We start from the raw sequence: 23,680 nt of genomic DNA on the forward strand, positions 1-23,680 counted from the left end.
GCCCAATCTATGAGTATTGGGCTTATTTTCAATTTAGAGAATAAAAAGAGGGATATGGGGTGCTAAAGCTCTTAGCGTTAGATCGTTTCACGATATTGCTGTTTGTTATGGTGATTTTAGCGTCAGTGATGCCAATTTCAGGTGTTGCTGCTCACTATTTTTCTTATTTCACCACGATTGCAATTGCAATCCTATTTTTTTTACATGGTGCAAAGTTATCACGTGAGGCGGTGATTCAAGGCATTAAACATTGGCAATTACACAGTTTGGTCTTTGCACTGACGTTCGCAGTTTTCCCAATTCTAGGGTTAATGGCTAAACCTGTATTGTTACCTTTGCTTGGACAAGAATTGTATTGGGGCTTCTTGTTTATGTGCTTCTTACCCTCAACAGTTCAGTCTTCTATTGCATTTACTTCAGTAGCAGGTGGTAATGTCGCAAGTGCTGTGTGTAGTGCTTCATTCTCCAATATTATTGGTATGTTTATCACACCTATATTAGTGACCTTATTTATTTTAGGCCAGTCTGATCATGGGTTTGATCCAACCAATGCGATCGTCAAAATTATTCTGCTGTTATTAGTTCCATTTATTTTGGGACAATTACTGCGTCCTATCGTCTTTCCACTGATTCAAAAAAACCCGAGTATTGTCAAAACTTTTGATCAAGGCTCAATTCTTTTGGTGGTGTATGGCGCATTCAGTAGTGCAGTCGTAGCAGGTCTATGGAATGAAGTCAGTGGGGTGACCTTAATGTGGTTAATTATTGCATGCTCTGTGCTTCTGACTTTGATTATGCTTTTAGCCTATCACGCCCCAAAGTGGTTTGGATTTAATCGTGCCGATCAAATCGCTGTATTTTTTTGTGGTTCTAAGAAAACACTCGCAAGTGGAGTGCCTATGGCGCAAATTCTTTTCATTGGACAACCTATGGGGATGATCATATTGCCAATTATGATTTTCCATCAAATCCAATTAATGGTGTGCGGAATTATTGCAAATCATTGGTCCAAGCAAATTGAAAAGTCTTAAAGGAAAAATTCGCTATCTGAAATAAAGTGGCGTATAATGTCGTCCACTTGTTGTGCTTAGCTCTGACGGAAGCCGTCTCGGTGGGCCAAAAGAATGGTCTGTTGTGGTGTTGATCTGCTGTATTTCAGCCTTTCCTCTGCGTCTGTTGTAATGGATGAAGAGAGTGATCAATTGCGATGACAGCTAAAGCCTTCTTAACTCTATGGAGAATCGACCATGCGCGCCGATATTCACCCAAAATACGAAAAATTAGTTGCTACTTGCTCTTGCGGTAACGTAATCGAAACTCGTTCAGCTGTTGGTAAAGAAACACTTTACCTAGACGTATGCTCAGCTTGCCACCCATTCTATACTGGTAAGCAAAAGAACGTTGACACTGGCGGTCGTATCGACAAGTTCAAACAACGTTTTGCTGGTATGTCACGTTCTATCAAACGTTAATACCCAAAATAAAAAAACAGGCGTTCAGCCTGTTTTTTTATGTCCAAAATTTGGAATTAACTTTGATCTTGAACATTCATGAGCTGATCCAATTTACGCTGGTAATAATCACCTTGTAAAAATCTCACGTCGACATTCCACGCGTTGGCAAAGCTATTCATATCATTGAGATTTTTGAGTAATAAATTGACTGATCGATGACTATTGAAGTATTCAATCGCCTGTTTAAAACGTTCAATACCTTCTTCAGTATTTAAATTATCTGTAAATTCTTCATGCAGCGTGAAATTCTGAATGTTGGCAACTTTGAGAATGAGATCGCTACATTTACTTAATCCAAACTCACAAACGGCAATATCTGCACCTTGCGCTCTCAATACCTCAATCGCAGGCAGAATTTCATTTAAATGTTGAGCAATGTATTTTTCTTTAAACTGTAAAATCAGTGGTTGAGGTGCTTTTGCTCCTACAATCATGAGCAGTTTTGAAATTAATTCTGCCAATTGATGATGCTTTAAAAGAACATGGTGTCGTAAATTAATAATCAGTTTAGCTTCAGGATATTGTGTTAAAAAATTGTGCAGTTGCTTTGCTGCTTCAACCAAAATCCATCGGTCAATTTTAATAGACAACTCAGGGTCATCCACCAATTCTTCAATATCGTCCAATTGAATCCATTGGTTTTCAAAAATAAACCCACTGCTTACTTCATAGGTATTAAGACTAGTGTCTTCTTTATCATAGATTTGTTGGAACTTTAGCGTTATTTGATCGCGTTCAAGAACTTTACGAAGATGTACTAGGATATCGCCGTGAACTTCGTCTGACTGTACAGGTTCTTCAATTGCTTGAAATACAAATTCTGTTGAATGATCAGGCTCTACTTCAGAAGAAGGTGTATTCAACTGAATAGAGGTCGGCTCATCTGCTTGAGTAACTTCAAAATGAATCTCTTCAATTTCTTCAAGCGTTGTCTCTAAAGCAGCATCATTGCTCAATAAATTGGGTAGGGCAGTGTTATAAGCATTTGCAATGAGCTGTTCAAAATTATCTACATTTAAATCTGACAGTTTGAAGAGACTATAACCAATTTTGACATGCTGTTGATAGGTTTGATCTCCCAGATTGACGAGCCTAGGTTTTTCAAGCGCATGTAACGCAGAGAGTCTTGATTTTAGAACTTCAATCGTTTCAGCTTGAATGATAGTGGCATACAGGGCTGTTTCAATTTTAAATACAGCGCCATTGGTTTGTTCGAGAATAAAGTCTGAAAGTTTGCCGAAATAGCCTTTAAAAGTATCCCAATCAGAACTCAAGATATAGTCTGGACAACTGGCTAGGCTGAAGATGACCAAAGCATTTTCTTGAGCAGGGTGTTCTTCAAGATGTTGTAAAATTTTTGCCAATGTTGTGTATGGTGCAATTCTATTGACTTGATGAGGTGTAGTCTCAAGTTGAGGACTAAATGAATGGTCACTCTGTTGAAAATGCGTTGAAATCGTAATTTCAATGATTTGATTTTGATCTGTAGGATTACATTCAATTTGGACTGGATTTTGATGTGTTAACTGTGGATTAAGAGAAATCAGTTCAAAAGGTCCATACTCAAATTTACCGAAAACTAATTTTTTAAATCGTGCTTTAAAAGATTGAATATCCTCAGGTTGTATTAAATCAATGAGCGGGGATCCAATAACGTCATCACACGTTTCGAAGCCAAATAAATGCGTAAACTCATGGTTGCATTCAACGACAATCCCTTCTTCTATGATTGCAACTGCTTTTTTATGCTCTTCGATCCAATTTTGTTTAATTTGAACATTGTGTTTCAGTTCATCCGTTAATTGCATCTGATTTTTTTGTAAGCGACTAAAAGCCAATGCTCGAATAATTTTAAGTAAACATTGTTCAGGTTGATCAATATTTAAAACATCGTAGATGCCCATCGAAATGAGTTTTACTTCAGACATTTCTAGCGCTTCTGAAGCTAGATAAAGTGTGGGTGTTAAAGCTTTATCAGAACCTGCAAGCAGTCGAAGAAAATGAGTTAAGGTCAGTTCATAGGCACGACCAAACAGAATTAAATCCCAATCTAAATGAAGTTGCTTTTCAAGACTCACTTGATCATCGAGTAGCACTGCTTCTACCTTGTACTCGCGTTTTTCGAGTAAAGAGATAATATGGTTATAACGAATCTGATTATCATCGACAATGAGTAAGCGCATTCCAGATTGCTTTAATTGTGTTGATAGAAGTAGGTTTTTCACTTCAATGCTTCCCATACGTCTTGAAAACGATTTGATTCAAGGTTTTGATGTTGTAAAAATTCATCAATCAGATATTGCTGCTCATCATTAAATAATTCAAATTCAAATTGAACAAAACTTTGTGTGATGAGCATGGTCTTTATCAATTCTACTTTGATATCTTGATCAGTTAAGCGTAAATAAATAGATTGTTGTTCTTTGAAAAACTGTAAATTTGGCAAAATAAGAGAATGCTGTGGAGCATCAATCTTCAAGGTATGTACAAATAAACATGGATGATAATTAAAAGAACTTCGATCTGTATAAACTTTTGCGGCGCAAGGGTGGATGTCGGGTCCAATCACTTCAAGCCCAAGTTCATAGCTTTTTTTAACAGATTGTTTGATCCAACGAATTACACCACCTTTCCATTTGCTGTTCACTCCCTCATTGATCAGGATAAATTCACCAGTTCTTAAATTTGGAGGTGCTTCTTCTTCTAACCAACGTACGCGATAACCATTTAAACTGATATCTAAAACTTGAGCCGCATGGATTTGACGTGCCTGTTTATCTAGAACCTTGTTTGATTTGTCTGTATAGGCATCCGGGTAGTCATTTAAATATGTAAATGCAAACTCGTCTTCTGATTTTGATTTAGGCGGTGTTAGTCGTAAGGTTTCGCTAAAAGTTTTGGTTTTAGAGAGATAATAATGAGCGGTAAGTAAACTGAAACAGAGTTGTAACTGAGCGGAATGTTCATAACGTTCATGTCTGCGTTCAATGGTCGAGCCTAAAACATTTTGTACATGAAATTTAAGAGGCGCAGTTAAATATGCTTTCTCTTTCTTAGATAAATATTCATTGTCCTTTTGAATGGTTAAGTTGACATGCTCAAGCAACGATTGTGTCGCCACGAAAATGTTTGGTTTAAAACTCTCATGGTGTTTTCGGTTGTAAACTGGCGGATGATCTTTAGTGGTATCAATAACGTAACGAGATAAAGCGGTTTCGCGTGGTAAAACTTGCACTAGTTGTGCCCAATCCGCTGTGCATTGATAGAGCGCGTAGATCTCAGAAGGACGAATTTGGTGAGTATTAAATATTTCTAATAATAAGACTTGGGCATAGCACTGTTGAATATTTTTTAAAGCGTGATGAGTGCCTTGCAATAAATTAATATTGACCGTGTGTTCTTGGTTTTTTAATGCCAAATCATACAGATAATGGGTCATTAACCATTGCTTAGACAAGGCAGAACGATAAAGCATCTGTTGTTGTACTAACAATAAACCTAATTGTTGAAGAGCGTAATAACTGGAAAGGAGTCGTGCAGTTTTCACATTACGCTTTTGAGCAAACTTCAAAATAGAAAACTTTTGTTGTTTTAGCTGCATTTCACTGCGCTGTGCAATATCTATGTAGATATCAGCAAATAATGTTCTCAAGCGAGTGGTTAATTCTATAATATCTTTGTTACGGTCAGATAGAAAAAGACCTTGATTTAAAAAGTTTTTTTCAAGTCTCTCTAAAATATTTTCGATCAAAGGGTGTAGCGCTTGAATAAGATCAAAGCGCAATGTTTCCGAACATTTGAGTTCAGCGATTTCATATAGGGCTTTCAACACCGCTTCAGAGGTGTCACCTAATTGCATAATTGAAAGTTGAGATGCCCAAAAACCCAAGTCCTGAACATTTGCATTTGCAAAACTCAGTTGATCTCGAGTCAAGGCAGTAGGATAGTGAAAAATTTCTGAAATCTGAGCCTGAAGCATGTGAATGAGTCTCTAAAAAGTGGCAACTCCATAAAGCGGTGTTTTATTCTGTTCTCCCGCAATTTCTCTAACCAGCTTTGGAACCAAGTATCCAGGCAACCTTGCCAAAACCTCTTTATAGATTGAATCAATAGATTCACTTGGTAAATCAAAATGCTGAGCACCTTTCACTTTATCCAACACATGTAAATAATAAGGCATCACACGCGCATCAAATAATCGATGACTTAGATCAACCAAAATATCAGGATGATCATTAATACCTTTTAATAACACAGCTTGATTCAACACCAAAATATTTTGTTGTGAAATTTGCATTAATTTCGAAGCGGTAAAGTCATCAATTTCAGTAGCATGGTTTGAGTGTACCACTAGAATAATACGTAGCCTACTGTTTTTTAACAGAGAAATAAGTTCATCATCAAGCCGATTTGGGATAACGATTGGAACTCGAGAATGAATACGCAAAATTTTAAGATGTGGAATTGAACTTAATCTATCGATCCAAACGGCAAGTTTACGATTTGAAAGTGTTAGGGGATCCCCTCCGCTTAAGATCACTTCATTGATTTCTGGATGAGCGAGTAAGTAGTCTTGTATTTTTTTCCAGTCGTCATTTTTAGGTAAATTTTCTTGATATGGAAAATGACGTCTAAAACAATAACGACAATGAACAGCACATGCACCTGTTAAAGTCAGTAAAAAACGTGACTGATATTTATGTAATACACCTGGAATTAAATTGGCAGCCTCCTCATCAAGGGGGTCTGTCACAAAATCAGGATGTTCATTTAACTCCAGATGATGAGGGAGTACTTGAAGTAACAGTGGATCATCAGGATTAGATTTTTGCATCTTCGAGACGAAGGCGCGAGGGACTCTTAATTTAAATTGGGCTGATGCCAAAATTGCACCATGTATTAAATCTTCAGGTTGCAATTCCAAGAGTTCAATGAGCTCATGTGGGTCAGTGATTAAATCGCTGAGTTGATTTTGCCAATGTTGCTCTTGATACAAATAGTGGGTCATACAGTTTAAATTTAGAGGGAGATGAAAGGCTTCATTTTAAATCAAAACCCATTGAAAAACTCAGTTGTGTCCTGATTAAGCCTTCTTTATTGAATGTTGGGATGAAAATACTCAAGCCTAAAGATGATCAAATTAAGTCTACAACAGTAGTTCTGCATGGAACTTAGACAGCTTAAACGTTGTATTTCGGAATTTATCATTGCGGCAGAGTAGGTTGGTCATTTAGAATACGCAACATAAATGCATGTGCATGTGGCATATCATGCACCTGTCAGCCTTGCTAAATGACAGTGTAGCAGCCCATCGCATTAATAGATTAAAGTTAGTAAGTTTGGAGTGAGCCTCTCATGGCCTATTATTCTACGAACGATTTCAAGTCTGGCCTTAAGGTAATGCTTGATGGTAACCCATGCTCAATCATGGAAAACGAATACGTTAAACCAGGTAAAGGCCAAGCGTTCAACCGTGTTAAATTACGTAACCTTAAATCAGGTAAAGTATTAGAAAAAACATTTAAATCTGGTGATTCTTTAGAAGCAGCAGATATCGTAGAAGTAGAAATGGACTACTTATACAACGACGGCGAACTATGGAACTTCATGGATCCTGTGACTTTCGAGCAAATTGCGGCTGACAAAGTTGCAATGGGTGATGCTGCGAAATGGTTGAAAGACGATTCAAACGAAAAATGCACAATCATGTTATGGAATGGTGTTCCTTTAACAGTGAATGCACCTAACTTCGTGGTATTAAAAATTGTTGAAACTGATCCAGGCGTACGTGGTGATACTTCTGGCGGTGGTGGTAAACCAGCGAAACTTGAAACAGGTGCTGTAGTACGTGTTCCATTATTCGTTCAACAAGAAGAAAGCGTTCGTGTTGATACACGTACTGGTGAATACTTAGAACGTGCATAATGGTGTAAATTTATACTATTATCGAAAGGGATGATGACAATCATCCCTTTTTTAATGCCAAGGTCTAAGGTAAAGAAGAATTATTGAGGAGTATAGTCGCAAGGGAAAACAGCAGTAACACGAATAATAAAATTGAGCTGATTGCAAATACGAAATAATGAGGGTTTGATATGGATCAAATACAACCGAAGTCATCCATGACTTCGAAATTGATTTGGATTATTGTGGCCATAATCGGTGCAGTATCCTTTGGAATATTAGCGATTAGTCGTGGAGAACATGTCAACGCAGTTTGGCTCGTACTCGCTGCAGTCTGTGTTTACAGTATTGCATATCGTTTTTATAGTTTATTTATTGCTAATAAAGTATTCGAGTTAAATGCTCGGCGTTTAACACCTGCGCACCGTCTAGCAGATGGTCTAGATTATGTGCCTACAAATAAAAGTGTTCTGTTTGGTCATCACTTTGCTGCGATTGCAGGTGCTGGTCCGTTAGTTGGGCCTATTCTTGCTGCGCAAATGGGTTATTTACCAGGAACGATTTGGCTGTTAGTCGGTGTTGTACTGGCAGGTGCAGTCCAAGATTTTCTAGTTTTATTTATTTCTACACGCCGTGACGGACGTTCACTGGGTGAAATGGCAAAACAAGAACTGGGTTCATTTGCAGGAATTATTGTGATGCTTGGCGCATTAGGGGTAATGATCATTATCCTAGCTGTGCTTGCACTCGTCGTGGTTAAAGCATTAACCAATAGTCCATGGGGTGTGTTTAGTATTGCTGCTACCATTCCAATCGCATTATTTATGGGCGTATATATGCGATATATCCGTCCAGGAAAGATTGCCGAAGTTTCAATCATTGGCTTTGTACTGATGATGCTCGGTATCATTTATGGTGAAAACATTGCGCAACATCCTTATTGGGGGCAATTATTCACTTTATCTGGTACAGAGTTAACATGGGCATTGATTATCTACGGTTTCATCGCTTCTGTATTACCAGTATGGTTGTTATTGGCGCCACGTGATTATTTATCGACTTTCTTGAAAATTGGCGTGATTGCAGGTTTAGCATTGGGTATCGTATTTGCGATGCCTGAATTAAAAATGCCTGCAATTACCCACTTCGTAGATGGTACGGGACCTGTATTCTCTGGATCACTTTTCCCATTCTTATTTATTACCATTGCCTGTGGTGCAATTTCAGGTTTCCATGCATTGGTTTCATCAGGAACTACACCTAAGCTCGTAAATAATGAACGCGATATCCGGATGATCGGATACGGCGGTATGTTGATGGAATCATTTGTCGCAATCATGGCGATGATCTGTGCAACGATCTTGGATCCAGGCGTTTATTTTGCCATTAACTCACCAGCTGCGGTGATAGGAACGACGGTTGAAAGTGCCGCAGAGGCGGTACGTAATTTAGGATTTGTGGTTACACCTGAAGCTTTAACACTACTTGCCCAAGAGGTTGGTGAAAGCACAATTCTTTCTCGTACTGGTGGTGCACCGACGTTTGCGATTGGTATGGCGCACATCATCACTGAAATTTTTAATAGTCGTGAAATGATGGCATTTTGGTATCACTTTGCGATCTTGTTTGAAGCGCTATTTATTCTAACTGCTGTTGATGCAGGAACACGTGCTTGCCGTTTTATGGTTCAAGATACTGTGGGTATTGTTGTCCCTGCGGTTAAAAACTCTAAGTCGTTTGTGGGCAACTTGATTGGTACTGCCGTTGCAGTGGCAGGCTGGGGTTTCTTTGTATATCAAGGTGTAGTTGATCCACTGGGCGGTATCAATAGTTTGTGGCCATTATTTGGTATTGGTAACCAAATTTTAGCTGCGATGGCGCTGATGCTGGGTACTGTCATTTTATTCAAAATGAAGAAAGAAAAATATGTGTGGGTCACCATTGTTCCAACGATTTTCCTCTTCATTACAGCGATGACTGCTGGTTGGCAAAAAATCTTCCATGAAAATCCAAAAATTGGATTCTTGGCACAAGCAGATCGTTTCAATGCGGCTATTGAGCGAAACGAAATTTTAGCGCCTGCGAAATCCATTGCGGAAATGCAAACTGTTGCTTTATCTAATCAGATTAATGCTGCGTTATGTGCATTCTTTATGATTGTTGCTGTGGTGATGTTGTTTGCTGCCATTAAAGTGATTCGTCGTGCTTTAGCAAATCCGCAGCCAACGGCTCAGGAAGCTGAAGCAATTTATACTGATCAAGTCCCTGCAGGAGAGACCAAATGAGTTTGAAAGAACAAATTCGTCAAAAGCTGGCATTGGGTAAAATCATTAAATTCACGATTTTGGCTCAGCCGAAGAAGTTTTTAATGTTGCATGGAATCAAAACAGTTCAACTGATTTGGCAGCGGCTACAACAAAGTTTTCGTTTAATGGTGGGTGTCCCAGATTACCAAAACTATGTAGAGCATATGAAAAAGCATCACCCTGACCTAGAGCCAATGGATGAAAAAACTTTTCATCGTTATTGTGTCGATGCACGCTATCCAAGTGCAGCAGGCGGTATGAAAAAATGTCCATGTTAATTTTCTAATATTAAATAAAAAACGGCACTGAGGTGTCGTTTTTTATTTGTTTTAATTGTATAAAACCTGACAAATTTATTGTTCTGAAACTCGTATACTCTTGATCAATAACAAAGGATAAAAACATGAAAATTGGAATTTATGGTGCAGGATCGATTGGCTGTTATATCGGTGGAAGAATGGTCGCAGCAGGCCATCAGGTGACATTTTACTGTAGGGAAAGAAGCTATCAAAAATTAAGCCAAAATGGATTGGAGCTCAGTGATTTAAACGGCTACCATCATAAGCTCACTCCAGATCAATTAAGACTTACAACAAATCTAGCAGAAGTCTTAGACATGGACTTAGTCATGATTTGTGTAAAATCAGCAGCGACAGAGCAAGTGGCATCTGAAATACGAAGCTGTGACACTCTCAATAAACCGAGTCTCATCAGTTTTCAAAATGGGGTGAGTAATGTTCCACGGTTAAAAAAAATGCTGCCAGAATGGGAGATTATGGAAGGAATGGTTCCATTTAATGTCGCAGAACTCAAACCGTCTCATTTCCATCAAGGTTCTGATGGAACATTAATGATAAAAAAATTTGTAGAAAGTAATCAGCTAAAAATAGTGTTAGATGCGGCGAAACTGCAAGTTGAATTCCGTGATGATATGTTAGAGGTACAGTGGGCTAAAGTCTTATTCAACTTGAACAATTCGATTAACGCTTTATCTGGTCTAACTTTAAGAAATCAACTTACTAATCGAATGTATAGAAAGTGCCTTGCTCAGGCACAGTTAGAGACGCTTCAAATTTTAAAGCAGGCAAATATTAAACCCGCACAATTAACGCCTGTACCAGCGAACATCATTCCTCATATTCTTCGACTTCCTAATTGGTTGTTTAAGTTGATCAGTCGCAAAATGTTAGCCATTGATCCACTAGCTCGTTCATCTATGCAGGATGATCTGAATTTAGGGCGCACGACGGAGGTTGATTGGATTAATGGTGAAGTGGTCAGACTTGCTAATACACTCGGGGGGAATGCACCGATCAACAGCTATTTTATTGAACAGATCAAGCTGGCGGAAAACAATAATTCAAGCCTTCAAATTGGACCTGAAGAGATGCTCACACAGTTGAAGCTTATTCAGCATTAAGTTTGATACTGATTCTTTAATACACTGATTATTAGAAATATTTGAGAAAATAAAAAAAACCTGTATGGTAGAAATATACCGTTTTGGAAATGTAAATGATGATTTGGGGAATGAAGCAGAGTGTTCAATCAAAAGATATTATACAGCCTGAGTTAGAATCTCAGATTCAATCATTTACTCCCAAAATTTCATTATTTCTAGAACAAATCAATCAAATTGTTTTGGATAAAAATACGCAAACTGAATTGGCTTTATGTAGTTTAATTGCAGGTGGTCATATTTTATTTGAAGACTTACCTGGATTGGGTAAGACCACATTGGCCAGTAGTTTGGCATCATTATCAGGTTTATCATTTCAAAGAATCCAATTTACCAATGATATGCTCGCCAGTGATGTAATTGGCGTGAATGTTTTTAATCAAAAAGAGCATCAGTTTGAATTTAAGTACGGACCTGTCTTTACCCAAGTTCTTTTGGCAGATGAAATTAATCGCTGTAGTCCTAAGACACAGAGTGCATTGCTAGAAGCGATGGAAGAGGGCTACGCCACGATTGATGGACAGCGTTATGCTTTACCTCAGCCTTTTTGGGTGATAGCAACTCAGAATCCACTCTTTCAAAGCGGGACTTATGCACTACCAGAGTCTCAGTTAGACAGATTCCTCATGCGGTTATCTCTTGGCTATCCATCTCGCCATGCAGAAAAAATACTTCTTCAACAAGAATCACGTGCCAAATTAATCGCACAGTTGATCCATGTATTTAATGAGACTGAAATACTAAGATTGCAATCCTTGACTCATCAAGTCCATTTAAGTGATGCAATTCAAGACTATTTATTGGATTTGGCTGCGGTAACACGAAAAAGTGCGCATGGTTTATCGACGCGTGGATTATTGGCTTTAAAACGAGCATCACAAGCGAGAGCGATCGTGCATGCCAGAGCCTTTGTCATTCCTGATGATGTAAAAGCTGTATTTTCAGCAGTATGCGCTCATCGATTAAACTTGAGTGAGGATGAGACGGTCTCCCTAATGAATCAGGTTAAATTGATTTGAGGGTATGCAGGTGACCAGTATCTGGAAGCAATGGTTAAAAAAAAGATTTCGGTTTGAGCAGAGTAAAAAAATTGGTCAACGCGATATTTTGATTTTTATTTATCAGCAAGGTTTCTTATATCTTGTGTTGATTTTGATCACATTTATCGCGGGTATTAACTATGCCAATAATTTGATATTAGGTTTCTGCTTTTTAATTAGTGCGATCTTATGCATTAGTTTTTATATCACCTTTAAACAATTGCATGGTCTTGAGATAGACATCATTACTGATGAAGTCGGACAGGTAGGGCACTCGATTTTATTTAAAATCTACTTGAATCAACCTTATTCATATTCACGTTATTTATCGATCTCCATCGATTCTGAGACACAGCATATTCACATTGACCAAAAACAGTCTGAATGTGTTATTCAGATTCAGGTTGATCAACGAGGACAGTATAACTATCCCGATATACACATTGCTTCAGTGTATCCATTTGGTCTTGTTCGAGCTTGGACTTTTATCTTTCATGGACGACATGCATGGATTGCGCCTCAAGCCAAAATAAATCCGAATACAAGCTTTTCAAATGCATTTGTATTGGATCAGGAAAAAGATGAGTTTAAAGAATTAAGAAGTTTTCAGGTCGGCGACTCATTACAAAGTGTATCTTGGAAGCAGGCTGCTCGTGGACAAGGTTTGTATATTAAAGTTTTTGAAGAGCATCAACAGGATCGATGTGTTGATATTCATTATCATCATATGCCGTCAGTCGAGCATGAAGAAAAGCTCAAATATATGATGGGTGTGGTGGAGCAGTGTGAGCAATTACAAATTCCTTTTAAGCTGGTGTTACCTCATGCCGAATTGAATCAAGGATTTGGAGCTGAGCATATCAAGCAGGCTAAAATTCTGCTTGCTCAGGCATAAAGTGTGAAATAGAAAATAGGTTTTGATATATGGTACATCCTAAAGTTTCACAATCCATGCTATTGAGTTTGGCACTCATTTTATTTATCCAGATTATTTATCTGCCTTATGCTTTAATTTTGGTGCTCTGTATTGAGCTTATATATTTATGGCATATTCAAAAAAGTAAAAAAAATGTCTCCAAAGCAATAAAATTTAGTTTTACAGCAATTGCACTTGGCGCGATTTATCTGCATTACCATACCTTTGTTGGTGTTGAGGCTGGGGTAGCATCGCTGACAACTTTTCTATTTGCAAAAGCATTAGAAACCCAAAAAAAACGTGATTTGATCATCGTTTTTAATTTTGCCTTATTCGTGGCGGCAAGTACGTTTTTATATAGTCAAACGTTGTATGTTGCTTTGGGAGTGGTGCTGTGCTTAGTGAGCTGTTTTGTAGGACTCTATAGAATTCAAACCGCGGAGTTTCTGTCCACTCGAGAAACTAAAAATGGCTTAAAGCACGATGTCATTCATGTTGGTAAATTCATCGGATTGGCAATTCCTTTTTTTATACTACTCTTTATTTTTTTCCCAAGATTACCTCCGCTTTGGCATCTCCCGATTCAGCAAAATAAGGGAATGACAGGAATCAGTGACTCTATGTCCCCAGGTGACATTGCTGAGCTGTCTCAGTCAAATGAATTGGCATTTCGTATTATTGGTGATATCACAAAATTACCGACGCGTTCAGAAATGTATTGGCGAGCTTTGGTCTTAGATCAATATGATGGTCAAAAATGGACGAGTCATGGATTTAATAGAGGGTTAAACGAGTTAAACTCTTATCAACTTTCTAATTTAAATCAAAAAGTTGAATATCAGTATTTGGCTAAAGATCCTTCTGTAGAATGGATCATGGGATTAGAGCAATCTGTACCTCAACAACGAAATTATTATCTCCGTTATGACGGTGGTATTTCAGCTCAACGACCTATTCAAACGGCTCAACCCATAAACTTAGTTTGGTTAGGGCGTGGGACGAAAATAAATCATGAACTTAGTCAGTTTCAAATTCAGTATTACACCCAGTATCTCCGTCAGCGCGATATCAAAAGTCAAAGTTTAGCATGGGACTTATTTATTAAAAGTGGAGAGCAGCCAGAGCGTTATATCCAGCAAGTTTTAGACTGGTTTAAGCAAAATAGCTTTCAGTATTCTTTATCTCCCGGTGTTTTGAGTGGTGATCGGATAGATGCATTTATGTTTAATTCACAACAAGGATTTTGTGAGCATTTTGCTTCTAGTTTTGTCATGATGATGCGTTATGTCGGTATTCCTGCCCGAGTCGTAACAGGTTATCAAGGAGGTCAATTTGCGCCAGACCAAAAAAGTTGGGAAGTGAGGCAGTTAGATGCACATGCTTGGACTGAAGTATATTTTGGAGGTCAATGGCAGAGGATTGATCCCACTGCAATGATTGCTCCAGAGCGTATTGACCAGGGAATGCAAAGTTTAATTCAAAATAATCAAACACTTTACTCTGAGAATAAAAATTGGTCAGTTACAAAATATCCTTTTTTAACAAAAATTCGTGTATGGAGTGATTACGCAAGTTATCAATGGCAAAGTAAAGTTGTTGGATATAACGCTGATCAACAGCAGAGTTGGATGACAAAATTTGGAATTCATTCAGTTGCTTCAGTGTTTGTGATTATCCTTGCAGGCTCACTGATCATATTAGGATGTTATGCACTATGGATGTTGAGGAAAAAAAGAAAACATTATTCACAAATCGATTGGGTACTTCATGTTGTTAATAGAAAATTAGGACTTCACAATCGCCGTTATTCTTACGAAACGGTTCGACAATGGTTGGAAAGAATTTCATCCCCTTTAAGTCAAAATGATAGAGCTGTTTTCCTCGAAATTATTATTCTGTACGAGCACTTAAGTTATTCACAATCGAGTATTTCTAAACAAGAGTTCGCAAATTTTAAGTCAATGATTAAAACTTGTTCATATCTTTTGGTTAAATATGAAAAAGGCTTGTCAGCCAAGTGATTTTTGCATAAGATGCGAAGCATTCTAGGTGTATAGCTCAGTTGGTTAGAGCGCTACGTTGACATCGTAGAGGTCTCCAGTTCGAGTCTGGATATACCTACCAAGATATTAAAATCATATAAACTTGCATAGCTTTATATGACTTAGAAAAGCCCTAAATTATAATGATTTAGGGCTTTTTTATTGCTTTAGATAAACTAACATAAACTCATATAGCAGATCTATCCTTGTATCATCGTGTGTATCATGATTCAATTACTGAACTCATGATACAAGCTTGTTTGCCATAATTTGTATGAAAAGAACTGCAATTAAGAAAAGACCCTTATCTGATACGACTTTGGCCAGTCTTGAGCCAGAAGATAAAGACTATAGAGAATTGGATAGTAATGGTCTGTATTTCCTCGTACAAAAGAAAGGAAATAAATCATGGCAATTAAGATATAAAAAACCTGATGGCAAGTGGTCTTGGATGGGGCTGGGAGCTTATCCAGCTATTAGTGGAGCATTAGCTAGAAAGAAGGCAAATGAAATATTAAATAAGCTCTCTAATGGTGAGATGATAGAAACTAAGGCAGATATAAGAAAACAGGCCACTGAGAAAAAAGCGCTGCTATTTAAAAATCTAATGTATGACTGGTTAAATACTAAAGAGCCAAATTGGGGATTTGATACTTTTGATAAAGCAAAGAAATCTATCGAAAGACATATTATTCCTAAATTTGGAAATAGAGACTTTACTGGTATTTCACCTAAAGAATGGTTTGATTTCTTTCAAAGTCTACAGCGTGATTTAGGTATTTATACTCAAACTGAAAAGCTGACGTCTTATTGTCGTAATGCATATGATTGGGCAAAGTTCCAAGAGAAAATAAAATTTAATCCGTTAGAAGGCATAACAAAACACCTCGATAAAAACCAGGGCGGGAATATGAAGTTTGTAGATATTGATGAATTTCCTGCTTTGATTAGAGCTATCAGAAGTTATCCTAAACGGGATAAAGCAATTGGTTTGGAATTATTTGCTTTATTGTTTCCACGTCCTGTCGAATTAAGATATGCCACTTGGGATCAATTTGATCTTGATAAAGCTGTGTGGATTAAGCCGGCTGTAATCATGAAAAAAGATATTGCTCATGCTGTACCTTTACCACGTCAGGCCATAGTCCTTTTAAAAGAATTATTAACTTATAAAACTGAGTCTAATTTTCTGTTCCCTGGGAGAGGAAGCTTAAGCGAGCCGGTATCTGATAATACGTTTAATACAGCATTAAATCGATTGGGATATAAAGATAGACAAAATCCTCATGGCTTTAGACACATTGCTAGTACTCAGCTAAACAATAGATTTAGTGATAAAGAGCAGGTAGTAGAAGCCACACTGGCACATTTAAAGAAAGGTGTTAAAGGTGCCTATGACAAAGGAGCTCACTTTGAAGAGCGTATAGGGATGATGCAGTGGTGGGCAGATGAGATTGATAGGGTAGTTGGAAATGGCTAAAGACTGGATGTTTAAAGGTTTGTCTGGTGATGTTACACCTGAGGACGAAATAAGTACTTGCATAAATCAAGGCAAATTCATGATCGAAATTGCTGAAAAAATAAAAAAGAATGAACCGTTAACTGAAATGGAAAGAGAATGGGCAGCAGGTATAGTAAGAGCAAGGGGTAAAGATCAAATAATAAATCCAGCAGAATATATTTCTAAAGAAGAGAATGGAGCTCCAGCAGATCCTAGGAGATATGAAGTGGTTCTTAGATATTATTCCTATCTAAAAATTCTAAAGGTTCAAAGACGAGCCATTGAATTAGTTTGTTATTCTTACGAAGGTATTACACCGGATAACTTAAAAAGTTGGATAAAACAAGAGAAAGAAGCTGGTTATCCAATCAAAAAACAAGCAGATCATAGAATTATTAAAAATCCAGAAAGCATAATTACTAGTTATGAAAAAATTAAAGGGAAAAAGTAAAAAAAGTTTTTCCCTATTTTCTAAGGCTATCATGTGAATAATTAAGTACATCCCTGTTAATTTCAAAAGGATGTATTTAGATGTCGAATAAAATTAATCAATCCAGAAAAATTGCTTCATATTTATTAAAGTCAAACCTTAAAGCGCTGTTAGATTCACTAAATTTAATTTTGAATATCATTCGTCTTTTGCTTGAACTCATCAACATTTTATTTTTATGGTTTTGAAAATATTGTGCGACACGATTAGACGTATTACTTGGCTTTATATGTTCTTATTTAGATTTTTATCACTTATATTTAATTTGCTAAGTCTAGGTTTGCTCCCGAAAGTCAGATACCCAATCTGATTGGCTTAGCTGTTATTGATATGGGATTTTGTGCTGTGGGAGGCATCATGGGTTTATTGAATCTAATAAAAGAAGATGAGACTTATAAATATATTTCTTTGAAAGAAGCTATTAACTTACTAGCTGAGAAAACTACATCAAATATTTATGAAGTTGCAGTATATCTACTTAATAAGAATGTTGAATCCTATATAGATTGTTATATACGAGGTATAGATCATAAAATTCATGTATCAAGTGCAGGGCGTTATGATGGGTCAGGGTGGAATGGTGAGAATTATGCCTTTGATATATTAAAGCGCATTATTAAAAATGTTGATGGACAAGCGTCATCAAGTATTCATAACTTTTCTACATACAATAAAGAATGTGAAGAGGTTTTTTGGAGTAGAGTAGATTTTTTTAACTTGGAGGGTATAAAAAGTCTTAATTTATTGGGATCTGAAGAAGTTACGAAAGATAGGCAACAAATATATATATGGGATCAAAAATATTTAACTATCCAAGAAAATGATGTTCCTCACTCTGAATTATTAGAGGATCAATTCATATATGGTTTTGAATTTGGTGTTATTAATGAAAGTGAGATTCCCCATGAGTTATGGGATTATGAAGAACAGACTAAAAAATATCCCTTATTTTATAAGAATGAGACTTTTACCGCCCAAGAAGCAGCATGTCTATTTTCTGGTTATGATCCTGTTCTTGTTGGTAATAAATATAATAGAGTTATGTGGCTTAATGAAAATCCTTTATTTGAGGAAGCTATGAATTTTATTTACTCAGCAGTGAGAGGAGATTTATTTGAGGAGGTTTCTTCTGGCCTTTTTGTAATTAAATCTGCTCAACTTAAGGATTTTTTTACAAGTAAAAATATTTTTATTGAAGGCTTTAATGATGTTGAAGAGGATTCATTTAGAAATGATGAAATTATATATGTTGATAATAATGATTTAGAAATGTTAATTAAAGAAAATGAACAGCTTCATGATAATCTTGCTAAGTTTGAAGAGATAAGAAAGATTGCTCTTAATGCACAAAATGAAGTGGTCTCTTTAACAGAGGAAAATCAAGAGTTGGAAAGAAATGTTTCCAATTTAAAAAATGCTTTGTTATGGATAGAACATGAAAAATACGAACTAGCAGCTGAAGTAAAAATTTTACAAGAAAAAATTGAAAAAGGAGGCCAAATAAATCAAATCGATAAATGTGATCAACTTATTCATCCTTCACTTAACAAAAATACCGCAAGTTTTGCTCCTGAGCTCTTAATAGCTATTGAGGCTTGGGAAGCAAAGTATTTACATAATGAATATCCTTATCAAGAACATACCCCAGCTATAACTAATATTCTAAAAAAGCGGAATATTACTCAAGTAAATTTAGTGAAAAGAATTTGTGCAATTACTAATCCAAAAAAGTGATATAATATAAATACTTACTATGAGGTGACACTTTAAGGTATTACCTTTTTTTATAGAGGTGTCACTTGTATGTCACCTTATTTGATTTGCTTCACTAGCTCCATCAAACACAACTGTATGGAGCTAAATAAATGCAACCAATCCGAGTTACATATAACCAAGCATGTGAGTTATTGAGTATTAAGCGCAATGCTTTACGTGAACTCACCATAAATGATCCAACTTTCCCTAAAGCCTATAAAGCTGGTACAACTCGCCAGGCACCAGTCTATTTTGATTATGCACAACTAATTGAATGGCATAACAACCAAATTAAAAGCCAAACCAATGCAGAATTGGAGGCTTAACTCATGAATCAATTAGTTAATCCATCAATTCTTAAAATGACCAGTTTGGAAATTTCTGAGCTGGTCCAATCTGAACATCGAAATGTAAAAGTCTCAATTGAGAGACTTATGCAAAAAGGTGTTATTCGAAATACTCCAATGACGAATTTCGAAAGAATCAATAACTTAGGGTTTACTTCGAAAGTTGGTGTATATGTTTTTGAAGGTGAGCAGGGCAAACGAGATAGCATTATTGTTGTTGCTCAGCTTTGCCCTGAGTTCACGGCGAGTTTAGTCGATCGCTGGCAAGAACTTGAATATAAAATTAAGGATGAAGTGGTGGTAGATATTTCTAACCCTCATGCTTTACGCCGCGCTCTTTTGGATTATACAGAGCAAGTAATTCATCTTGAAACTCAGAATCAGTCTTTAGAACGAACCATCGACACAATTACTCAAACACCTGCAGGTGTGAAGTTTCAGCAAGCATGCAAAATCTTAAATATTAAAAGAGAAGTATTGGCCAACTGGCTACGTAAACACGCTTGGGATCGCAAGCTTAATGGAGTACGTGCTTCAACCTACTATAGCCAAGAGCGTGGTTATTGCGAAACCAAGTATGAAGAAGTGGCTCGGATTCGACCTAATGGTGATCCATATACCTTTACTAAAATAGAGTTCTTCATCCTTCCTAAAGGTATGAATGTTCTAGCTAAACATTTTGGTAAGGGGGCTTAAGATGAAGAGTTTTGTTTTAGCTTCATATGCTCCGCTTACTGAAGAAGATGATACGGCTGATTTGGTTGTAAATGACCAAGCCATGAAGTTTATTGAAACCCTCGCTATAAATGGCGAGCTTCAAGAAGTTAAAGATACCCGAGAATTATTATTGCAAAATCCTTCTGTGCAGGACGTCTTAGTCCTGCACGCTGGTAGCCTTCAGGTATTACTCACCAGCATTATGGGAGAGCCGCCTTATGGAAAAGCATAAGAACCTGTTACCCATATTTTTAACAATACTTCTTGCAAGCTGTCATGTGCCTAGTTATGCTAAGGACGTTCATCAGAAAGCAGATGAGCTAACCTTGGCCGGTTATATCGCAAAAGGCGCACAGTCCGCTTATAGGACTTTTTTTGTGCGTAAAATCTCTATGCACCTGCATGTTATGGCGGGGCTGGAGAGGGACACCTTCGGGTGTGCAGGTGACCTTTTGCGCCTGTCGGCCAACCCTTTTCAGCTTCGCCACCCTCACTTGGCCGTGAATGGTGAAGCTCCAAACTTGCAAAAGGAGCGCATTCATAATGCCTAATAACAACTCGTCTCTAAAAAATTCTCATATAGAAATAGCTATAAAAACTTATGACGCCAGTGATGTGTCTGAAGGTTATGCGTTGGCATATGAACAGGTTGCTGACCTCGCCGTAATGCTTGATTCCATTCGTAGTAAATATGAAAAAACTGCAGAGTACTTACAACAAGTCTATAGCGTGCCAGAAAGTGTATTTAAAGATTTAAAACGTCTTTTGAGTATTACAGATAGCATGATTGATGAAAATCTGGAGTTTTCCAAAGCACAAGAAGATCAGTTTCAAAAAGAATATGAGGAGTCACAAGCATGACTAAACGTGACACCTCAAACATGACGCCAACTGAAGTTTTGGCTCATTGTCAGATATATACACCTAATCAAACTGAATATCTTCAGCATAAAATTTTCCAGCGTTTTGGTGGGCCTAATCAGGCTATTTATATTGATCAAAATGTTGAGATAGATAACGTTGAATACTCTAATCCCTTAATTCTACCGATCTATAACGGTGAATTAAGTGTGGTTCAATGCGCCGTTATGGAAAGTGGAAAAACTATTTCTATCTTTCCTGATGGATTAGCCCGTGGGTTTGCTTGTTATGGTGAACTACAGCATGACAAGCCTGTAATTATTACTTATAGCCTTGAGTCTTTCTTTAAGATTGCTTCTAGTGGGTTATCTGTAGTTTTGGTTGTACTCAATAACTTATGCGCTTCACGCTTAGCAGAAACACTTAAGGCTTTCGATTTTGAGCAGATCCAGTTTGTCATTAATCAATTGGCACAAGCTGGTTTTAAAAAGCTTTACCTTCCTGTACGACCTGAATATTTCAAAAATGATGCCTTTCAAAAGCTCGAGCAGAATACTTGTGTTCGCTTAATTAACCAGTACCAGAAAATTGATGAGAATGAGTTTCTAATTGAACTGATTAAAGATGAAGATCCGAAAGAAGTTGCAGCATTTTTAAAAGAAGCCATTACCAAACTTCCTCATACTGAACCTTTACCAAAAGGTCATATGGCCAAACCATTCAAATGGGGTGATGGACGCTTTCATCTTTTAGAATCTGGATTGTACTTTTTAGAAACGAATAACAAGGGAGATGACTATAAGCGTTATATTTCTAGTCCAATTAAAGTCGTTGCTCTGACTCGAGATAATTCTAGTACCTCATGGGGACGGTTGCTCGAATGGTACGATCCAGATGGTATTAAGCATCTACAAGCTGTTTCTATGGAGTTCTTCCAGTCTGACGGCGTAGAACTACGCAAAGCACTTTCTTATCAAGGAATGACAATAGCACCGGATGCCAAAGCGAGAAGCTTATTACAAAGTTATTTGATGAGTTATCCAGTTGAGCAGAGGGCCTTATGTGTCGATCGCGTAGGCTGGCATGATGAGGTGTATGTATTGCCTCATTTTGAGGTTGGCCAAAGTAAAGTTAACGATTTAATTGTCTATCAGGCTATTCATGGTTTAGATAATCGCTACCAACGTAATGGCACATTAATTCAATGGAGAGAAGAAGTATCCAAGCTAGCACAGGACCATAGCAAGTTAGTTTGTGCCATAAGCACAGCGTTTGCGGGCCAGCTTTTAGGTCCACTTGAACAACAGAATGGAGCAGGCGTTCACTTTGTTGGGAAGTCATCTAAAGGTAAATCAACTGCATTATTTTTAGGTTGTAGCGTATGGGGTAAACCAAGCCGTTTTTATCGTACATGGAGAGCAACCGGCAATGCTCTTGAGCATACAGCCTATATGCACAATGATAGCTTTTTGGCTTTAGATGAGATTGGAGAAATTGCCAATCCTAAAGAGCTAGGTAACATTGTTTATATGCTGGCCAATGGATTAGGTAAAGCTCGTTTAAACAAGCAAATCACAGCTAAACCTGCTTTTAACTGGAAACTTATCTTTCTGTCCAGTGGGGAAGAAGGGCTCAAAGATATTATGGCCAAGCATGGTCAAAAGGCCAAACTAGGACAAGAGATCCGATTAATCGATATTGATGTAGATCAGTCAGAGTATGGCGTGTTTGACAGTATTGATTTTGCTTCGGATGGTGCAATTCAATCCAGAATGTTAGTAGAACGTTCGAATATGTATTACGGTGAAGCGGGTATAGCTTGGCTTGAATATCTTTGTAGTGATAAAAATGAAATTATTAAACACGCTCGACAGTTATGGGAGCAATACCGAGAACCATTGATTGATGGTCATTCAGAAGGACCTATTATCCGTGTAGCAAATACATTTGCTTTGATTGCTACAGCTGGTGAACTGGCAACACAAGCGGGAATAACTGGTTGGAAAAGCGGTACCGCATTTAAGGCCGTACAAGCTGTTTTTAAACAATGGTTAGGTAGCTTTGATCGGGTTGGCAACTATGAAGATATGGAAATTCTGGCTCAGATTAAAGCTTTCTTTGAAGCGCATGGTAATAGCCGCTTTGAAGGTATGACTCCAGATGCGGAACATCTGGATAAAGTCATTAATCGAGTAGGTTACTGGAAGATTGAGAACGGCGAAAAGAAATATCTGGTCTATCCGGAACAATTCAAAAAAGAGCTTTGCAAAGGGCTAAATCCTAAACGTGTCGGCAAGTTACTTATACAACGTGGATGGCTGGATCATCTAAATAATGGCAAGTCTACAAAGCTCACTCGTGGCATTGATGGTATGCCTAAAGCAATTCCTATGTATGTATTTAATGAAAAGGTACTTACAGATGATCTGGATGAACTCTAGGAATAGTGAAAAAACTGAGGTTACAAAGGTTACTGAGGTTACAGCCTTATGGGGCAAGGCTTTCAGAGTGTAACCTTTTAAAAAAGAGAAAAGGTTACAGATTTCTGAGGTTACATAGTTTTATCTAATTCATTAATACGTGGGTAATAAAATGACAATGAGTAAGAAAGAATTTTTGAGGATTCTGGAGCAGCAAGAAGGGTACGCCGTGAATGAGTGGAAGTCTCTTAAGAAAGAGACTCCGCCATATGGTCAATCTATTATTACTCTAGGTAAAGATGAGGAAGGATACTTCTATCATACCAATAAGGAGTTTTTGAAAGGTGATGAGGAAATCCTTATTGGTATGGGTGTAACTGATTGGCAGATAAATGTATTAAAATAATC

22 protein-coding genes and 1 tRNA gene are annotated in these 23,680 nt (G+C 37.4%); 20 read left to right on the forward strand and 3 right to left on the reverse strand.

Features of this window, described 5'->3' with window-relative positions:
- Positions 1-59: 59 nt before the first annotated feature.
- Positions 60-1,031 carry a bile acid:sodium symporter family protein gene (locus AC1M9A_RS01055; protein WP_481609436.1) on the forward strand — a complete coding sequence of 324 codons (972 nt, stop codon included), beginning with the start codon at positions 60-62 and terminating at the stop codon, positions 1,029-1,031.
- Between the two features lie 216 nt (positions 1,032-1,247).
- A complete protein-coding gene (rpmE, locus tag AC1M9A_RS01060; RefSeq protein WP_004971624.1) occupies positions 1,248-1,472 on the forward strand; it encodes a 50S ribosomal protein L31 in 225 nt (74 codons plus the stop codon).
- Positions 1,473-1,528: 56 nt separating this feature from the next.
- On the opposite strand, the gene AC1M9A_RS01065 is transcribed toward rpmE, so the two are convergent.
- The 3 genes from AC1M9A_RS01065 to epmB are packed head-to-tail and all read right to left on the reverse strand — an operon-like array spanning position 1,529 to position 6,522.
- Positions 1,529-3,739: an EAL domain-containing protein gene (locus AC1M9A_RS01065; protein ID WP_481609437.1), complete on the reverse strand. Its 2,211-nt coding sequence runs from the start codon at positions 3,737-3,739 to the stop codon at positions 1,529-1,531.
- Positions 3,736-5,493 (reverse strand): GTPase, encoded by a 1,758-nt coding sequence (locus AC1M9A_RS01070; RefSeq protein ID WP_481595521.1) that lies wholly within the window; start codon positions 5,491-5,493, stop codon positions 3,736-3,738. Before AC1M9A_RS01070 ends, AC1M9A_RS01065 begins: the two co-directional genes overlap by 4 nt.
- Positions 5,494-5,505: 12 nt before the next feature.
- Positions 5,506-6,522 (reverse strand): EF-P beta-lysylation protein EpmB, encoded by a 1,017-nt coding sequence (epmB, locus tag AC1M9A_RS01075; RefSeq protein ID WP_481609438.1) that lies wholly within the window; start codon positions 6,520-6,522, stop codon positions 5,506-5,508.
- A 347-nt stretch (positions 6,523-6,869) separates the two neighbouring features.
- Between epmB and efp the strand changes: the two genes are divergently transcribed.
- The 18 genes from efp to AC1M9A_RS01165 all read left to right on the forward strand — a co-directional run bounded on the left by efp (position 6,870) and on the right by AC1M9A_RS01165 (position 23,678).
- Positions 6,870-7,439, forward strand: a complete 570-nt coding sequence (gene efp, locus AC1M9A_RS01080; protein WP_035265851.1) for an elongation factor P — start codon at positions 6,870-6,872, stop codon at positions 7,437-7,439.
- Between the two features lie 170 nt (positions 7,440-7,609).
- Entirely contained in the window at positions 7,610-9,703 is a 2,094-nt protein-coding gene (locus tag AC1M9A_RS01085; protein WP_481609439.1) for a carbon starvation CstA family protein, read from the forward strand.
- The gene (locus AC1M9A_RS01090) at positions 9,700-10,002 is read left to right on the forward strand and encodes a YbdD/YjiX family protein (protein WP_092766102.1); all 303 of its coding nucleotides are present in this window, start codon (positions 9,700-9,702) and stop codon (positions 10,000-10,002) included. The genes AC1M9A_RS01085 and AC1M9A_RS01090 overlap by 4 nt, the downstream gene beginning before the upstream one ends.
- A 125-nt stretch (positions 10,003-10,127) precedes the next feature.
- Positions 10,128-11,144, forward strand: coding sequence for a 2-dehydropantoate 2-reductase (locus tag AC1M9A_RS01095; RefSeq protein WP_481609440.1), 1,017 nt, complete (start codon positions 10,128-10,130; stop codon positions 11,142-11,144).
- Between the two features lie 98 nt (positions 11,145-11,242).
- A complete protein-coding gene (locus AC1M9A_RS01100) occupies positions 11,243-12,202 on the forward strand; it encodes an AAA family ATPase (RefSeq protein WP_035265922.1) in 960 nt (319 codons plus the stop codon).
- A gap of 10 nt (positions 12,203-12,212) precedes the next feature.
- Positions 12,213-13,118: a DUF58 domain-containing protein gene (locus AC1M9A_RS01105; RefSeq protein WP_481609441.1), complete on the forward strand. Its 906-nt coding sequence runs from the start codon at positions 12,213-12,215 to the stop codon at positions 13,116-13,118.
- A gap of 29 nt (positions 13,119-13,147) precedes the next feature.
- A complete protein-coding gene (locus AC1M9A_RS01110; RefSeq protein WP_481609442.1) occupies positions 13,148-15,160 on the forward strand; it encodes a transglutaminase TgpA family protein in 2,013 nt (670 codons plus the stop codon).
- Between the two features lie 26 nt (positions 15,161-15,186).
- A tRNA-Val gene (locus AC1M9A_RS01115) sits at positions 15,187-15,263 on the forward strand.
- 192 nt (positions 15,264-15,455) lie between these two features.
- Entirely contained in the window at positions 15,456-16,661 is a 1,206-nt protein-coding gene (locus AC1M9A_RS01120; RefSeq protein ID WP_481609443.1) for a tyrosine-type recombinase/integrase, read from the forward strand.
- On the forward strand, positions 16,654-17,133 hold the full coding sequence (locus tag AC1M9A_RS01125) for a hypothetical protein (RefSeq protein WP_481609444.1): 480 nt from the start codon (positions 16,654-16,656) through the stop codon (positions 17,131-17,133). The genes AC1M9A_RS01120 and AC1M9A_RS01125 overlap by 8 nt, the downstream gene beginning before the upstream one ends.
- A 396-nt stretch (positions 17,134-17,529) precedes the next feature.
- The gene (locus AC1M9A_RS01130) at positions 17,530-18,906 is read left to right on the forward strand and encodes a hypothetical protein (protein ID WP_481609445.1); all 1,377 of its coding nucleotides are present in this window, start codon (positions 17,530-17,532) and stop codon (positions 18,904-18,906) included.
- A gap of 131 nt (positions 18,907-19,037) precedes the next feature.
- The gene (locus AC1M9A_RS01135; protein WP_064785856.1) at positions 19,038-19,253 is read left to right on the forward strand and encodes a hypothetical protein; all 216 of its coding nucleotides are present in this window, start codon (positions 19,038-19,040) and stop codon (positions 19,251-19,253) included.
- Positions 19,254-19,256: 3 nt separating this feature from the next.
- A complete protein-coding gene (locus AC1M9A_RS01140; RefSeq protein WP_481609446.1) occupies positions 19,257-19,970 on the forward strand; it encodes a phage antirepressor KilAC domain-containing protein in 714 nt (237 codons plus the stop codon).
- Between the two features lies 1 nt (position 19,971).
- Positions 19,972-20,223: a hypothetical protein gene (locus AC1M9A_RS01145; RefSeq protein ID WP_133481100.1), complete on the forward strand. Its 252-nt coding sequence runs from the start codon at positions 19,972-19,974 to the stop codon at positions 20,221-20,223.
- A complete protein-coding gene (locus AC1M9A_RS01150) occupies positions 20,210-20,542 on the forward strand; it encodes a hypothetical protein (RefSeq protein WP_078221208.1) in 333 nt (110 codons plus the stop codon). The genes AC1M9A_RS01145 and AC1M9A_RS01150 overlap by 14 nt, the downstream gene beginning before the upstream one ends.
- Positions 20,535-20,852, forward strand: a complete 318-nt coding sequence (locus AC1M9A_RS01155; protein WP_045125799.1) for a hypothetical protein — start codon at positions 20,535-20,537, stop codon at positions 20,850-20,852. The genes AC1M9A_RS01150 and AC1M9A_RS01155 overlap by 8 nt, the downstream gene beginning before the upstream one ends.
- Positions 20,849-23,293 carry a DUF927 domain-containing protein gene (locus AC1M9A_RS01160; protein ID WP_481609447.1) on the forward strand — a complete coding sequence of 815 codons (2,445 nt, stop codon included), beginning with the start codon at positions 20,849-20,851 and terminating at the stop codon, positions 23,291-23,293. Before AC1M9A_RS01155 ends, AC1M9A_RS01160 begins: the two co-directional genes overlap by 4 nt.
- A gap of 157 nt (positions 23,294-23,450) precedes the next feature.
- Positions 23,451-23,678: a hypothetical protein gene (locus tag AC1M9A_RS01165; protein WP_481609448.1), complete on the forward strand. Its 228-nt coding sequence runs from the start codon at positions 23,451-23,453 to the stop codon at positions 23,676-23,678.
- Positions 23,679-23,680: the final 2 nt, after the last annotated feature.

The sequence above is a fragment of the Acinetobacter sp. ANC_7634 genome (assembly GCF_056779875.1).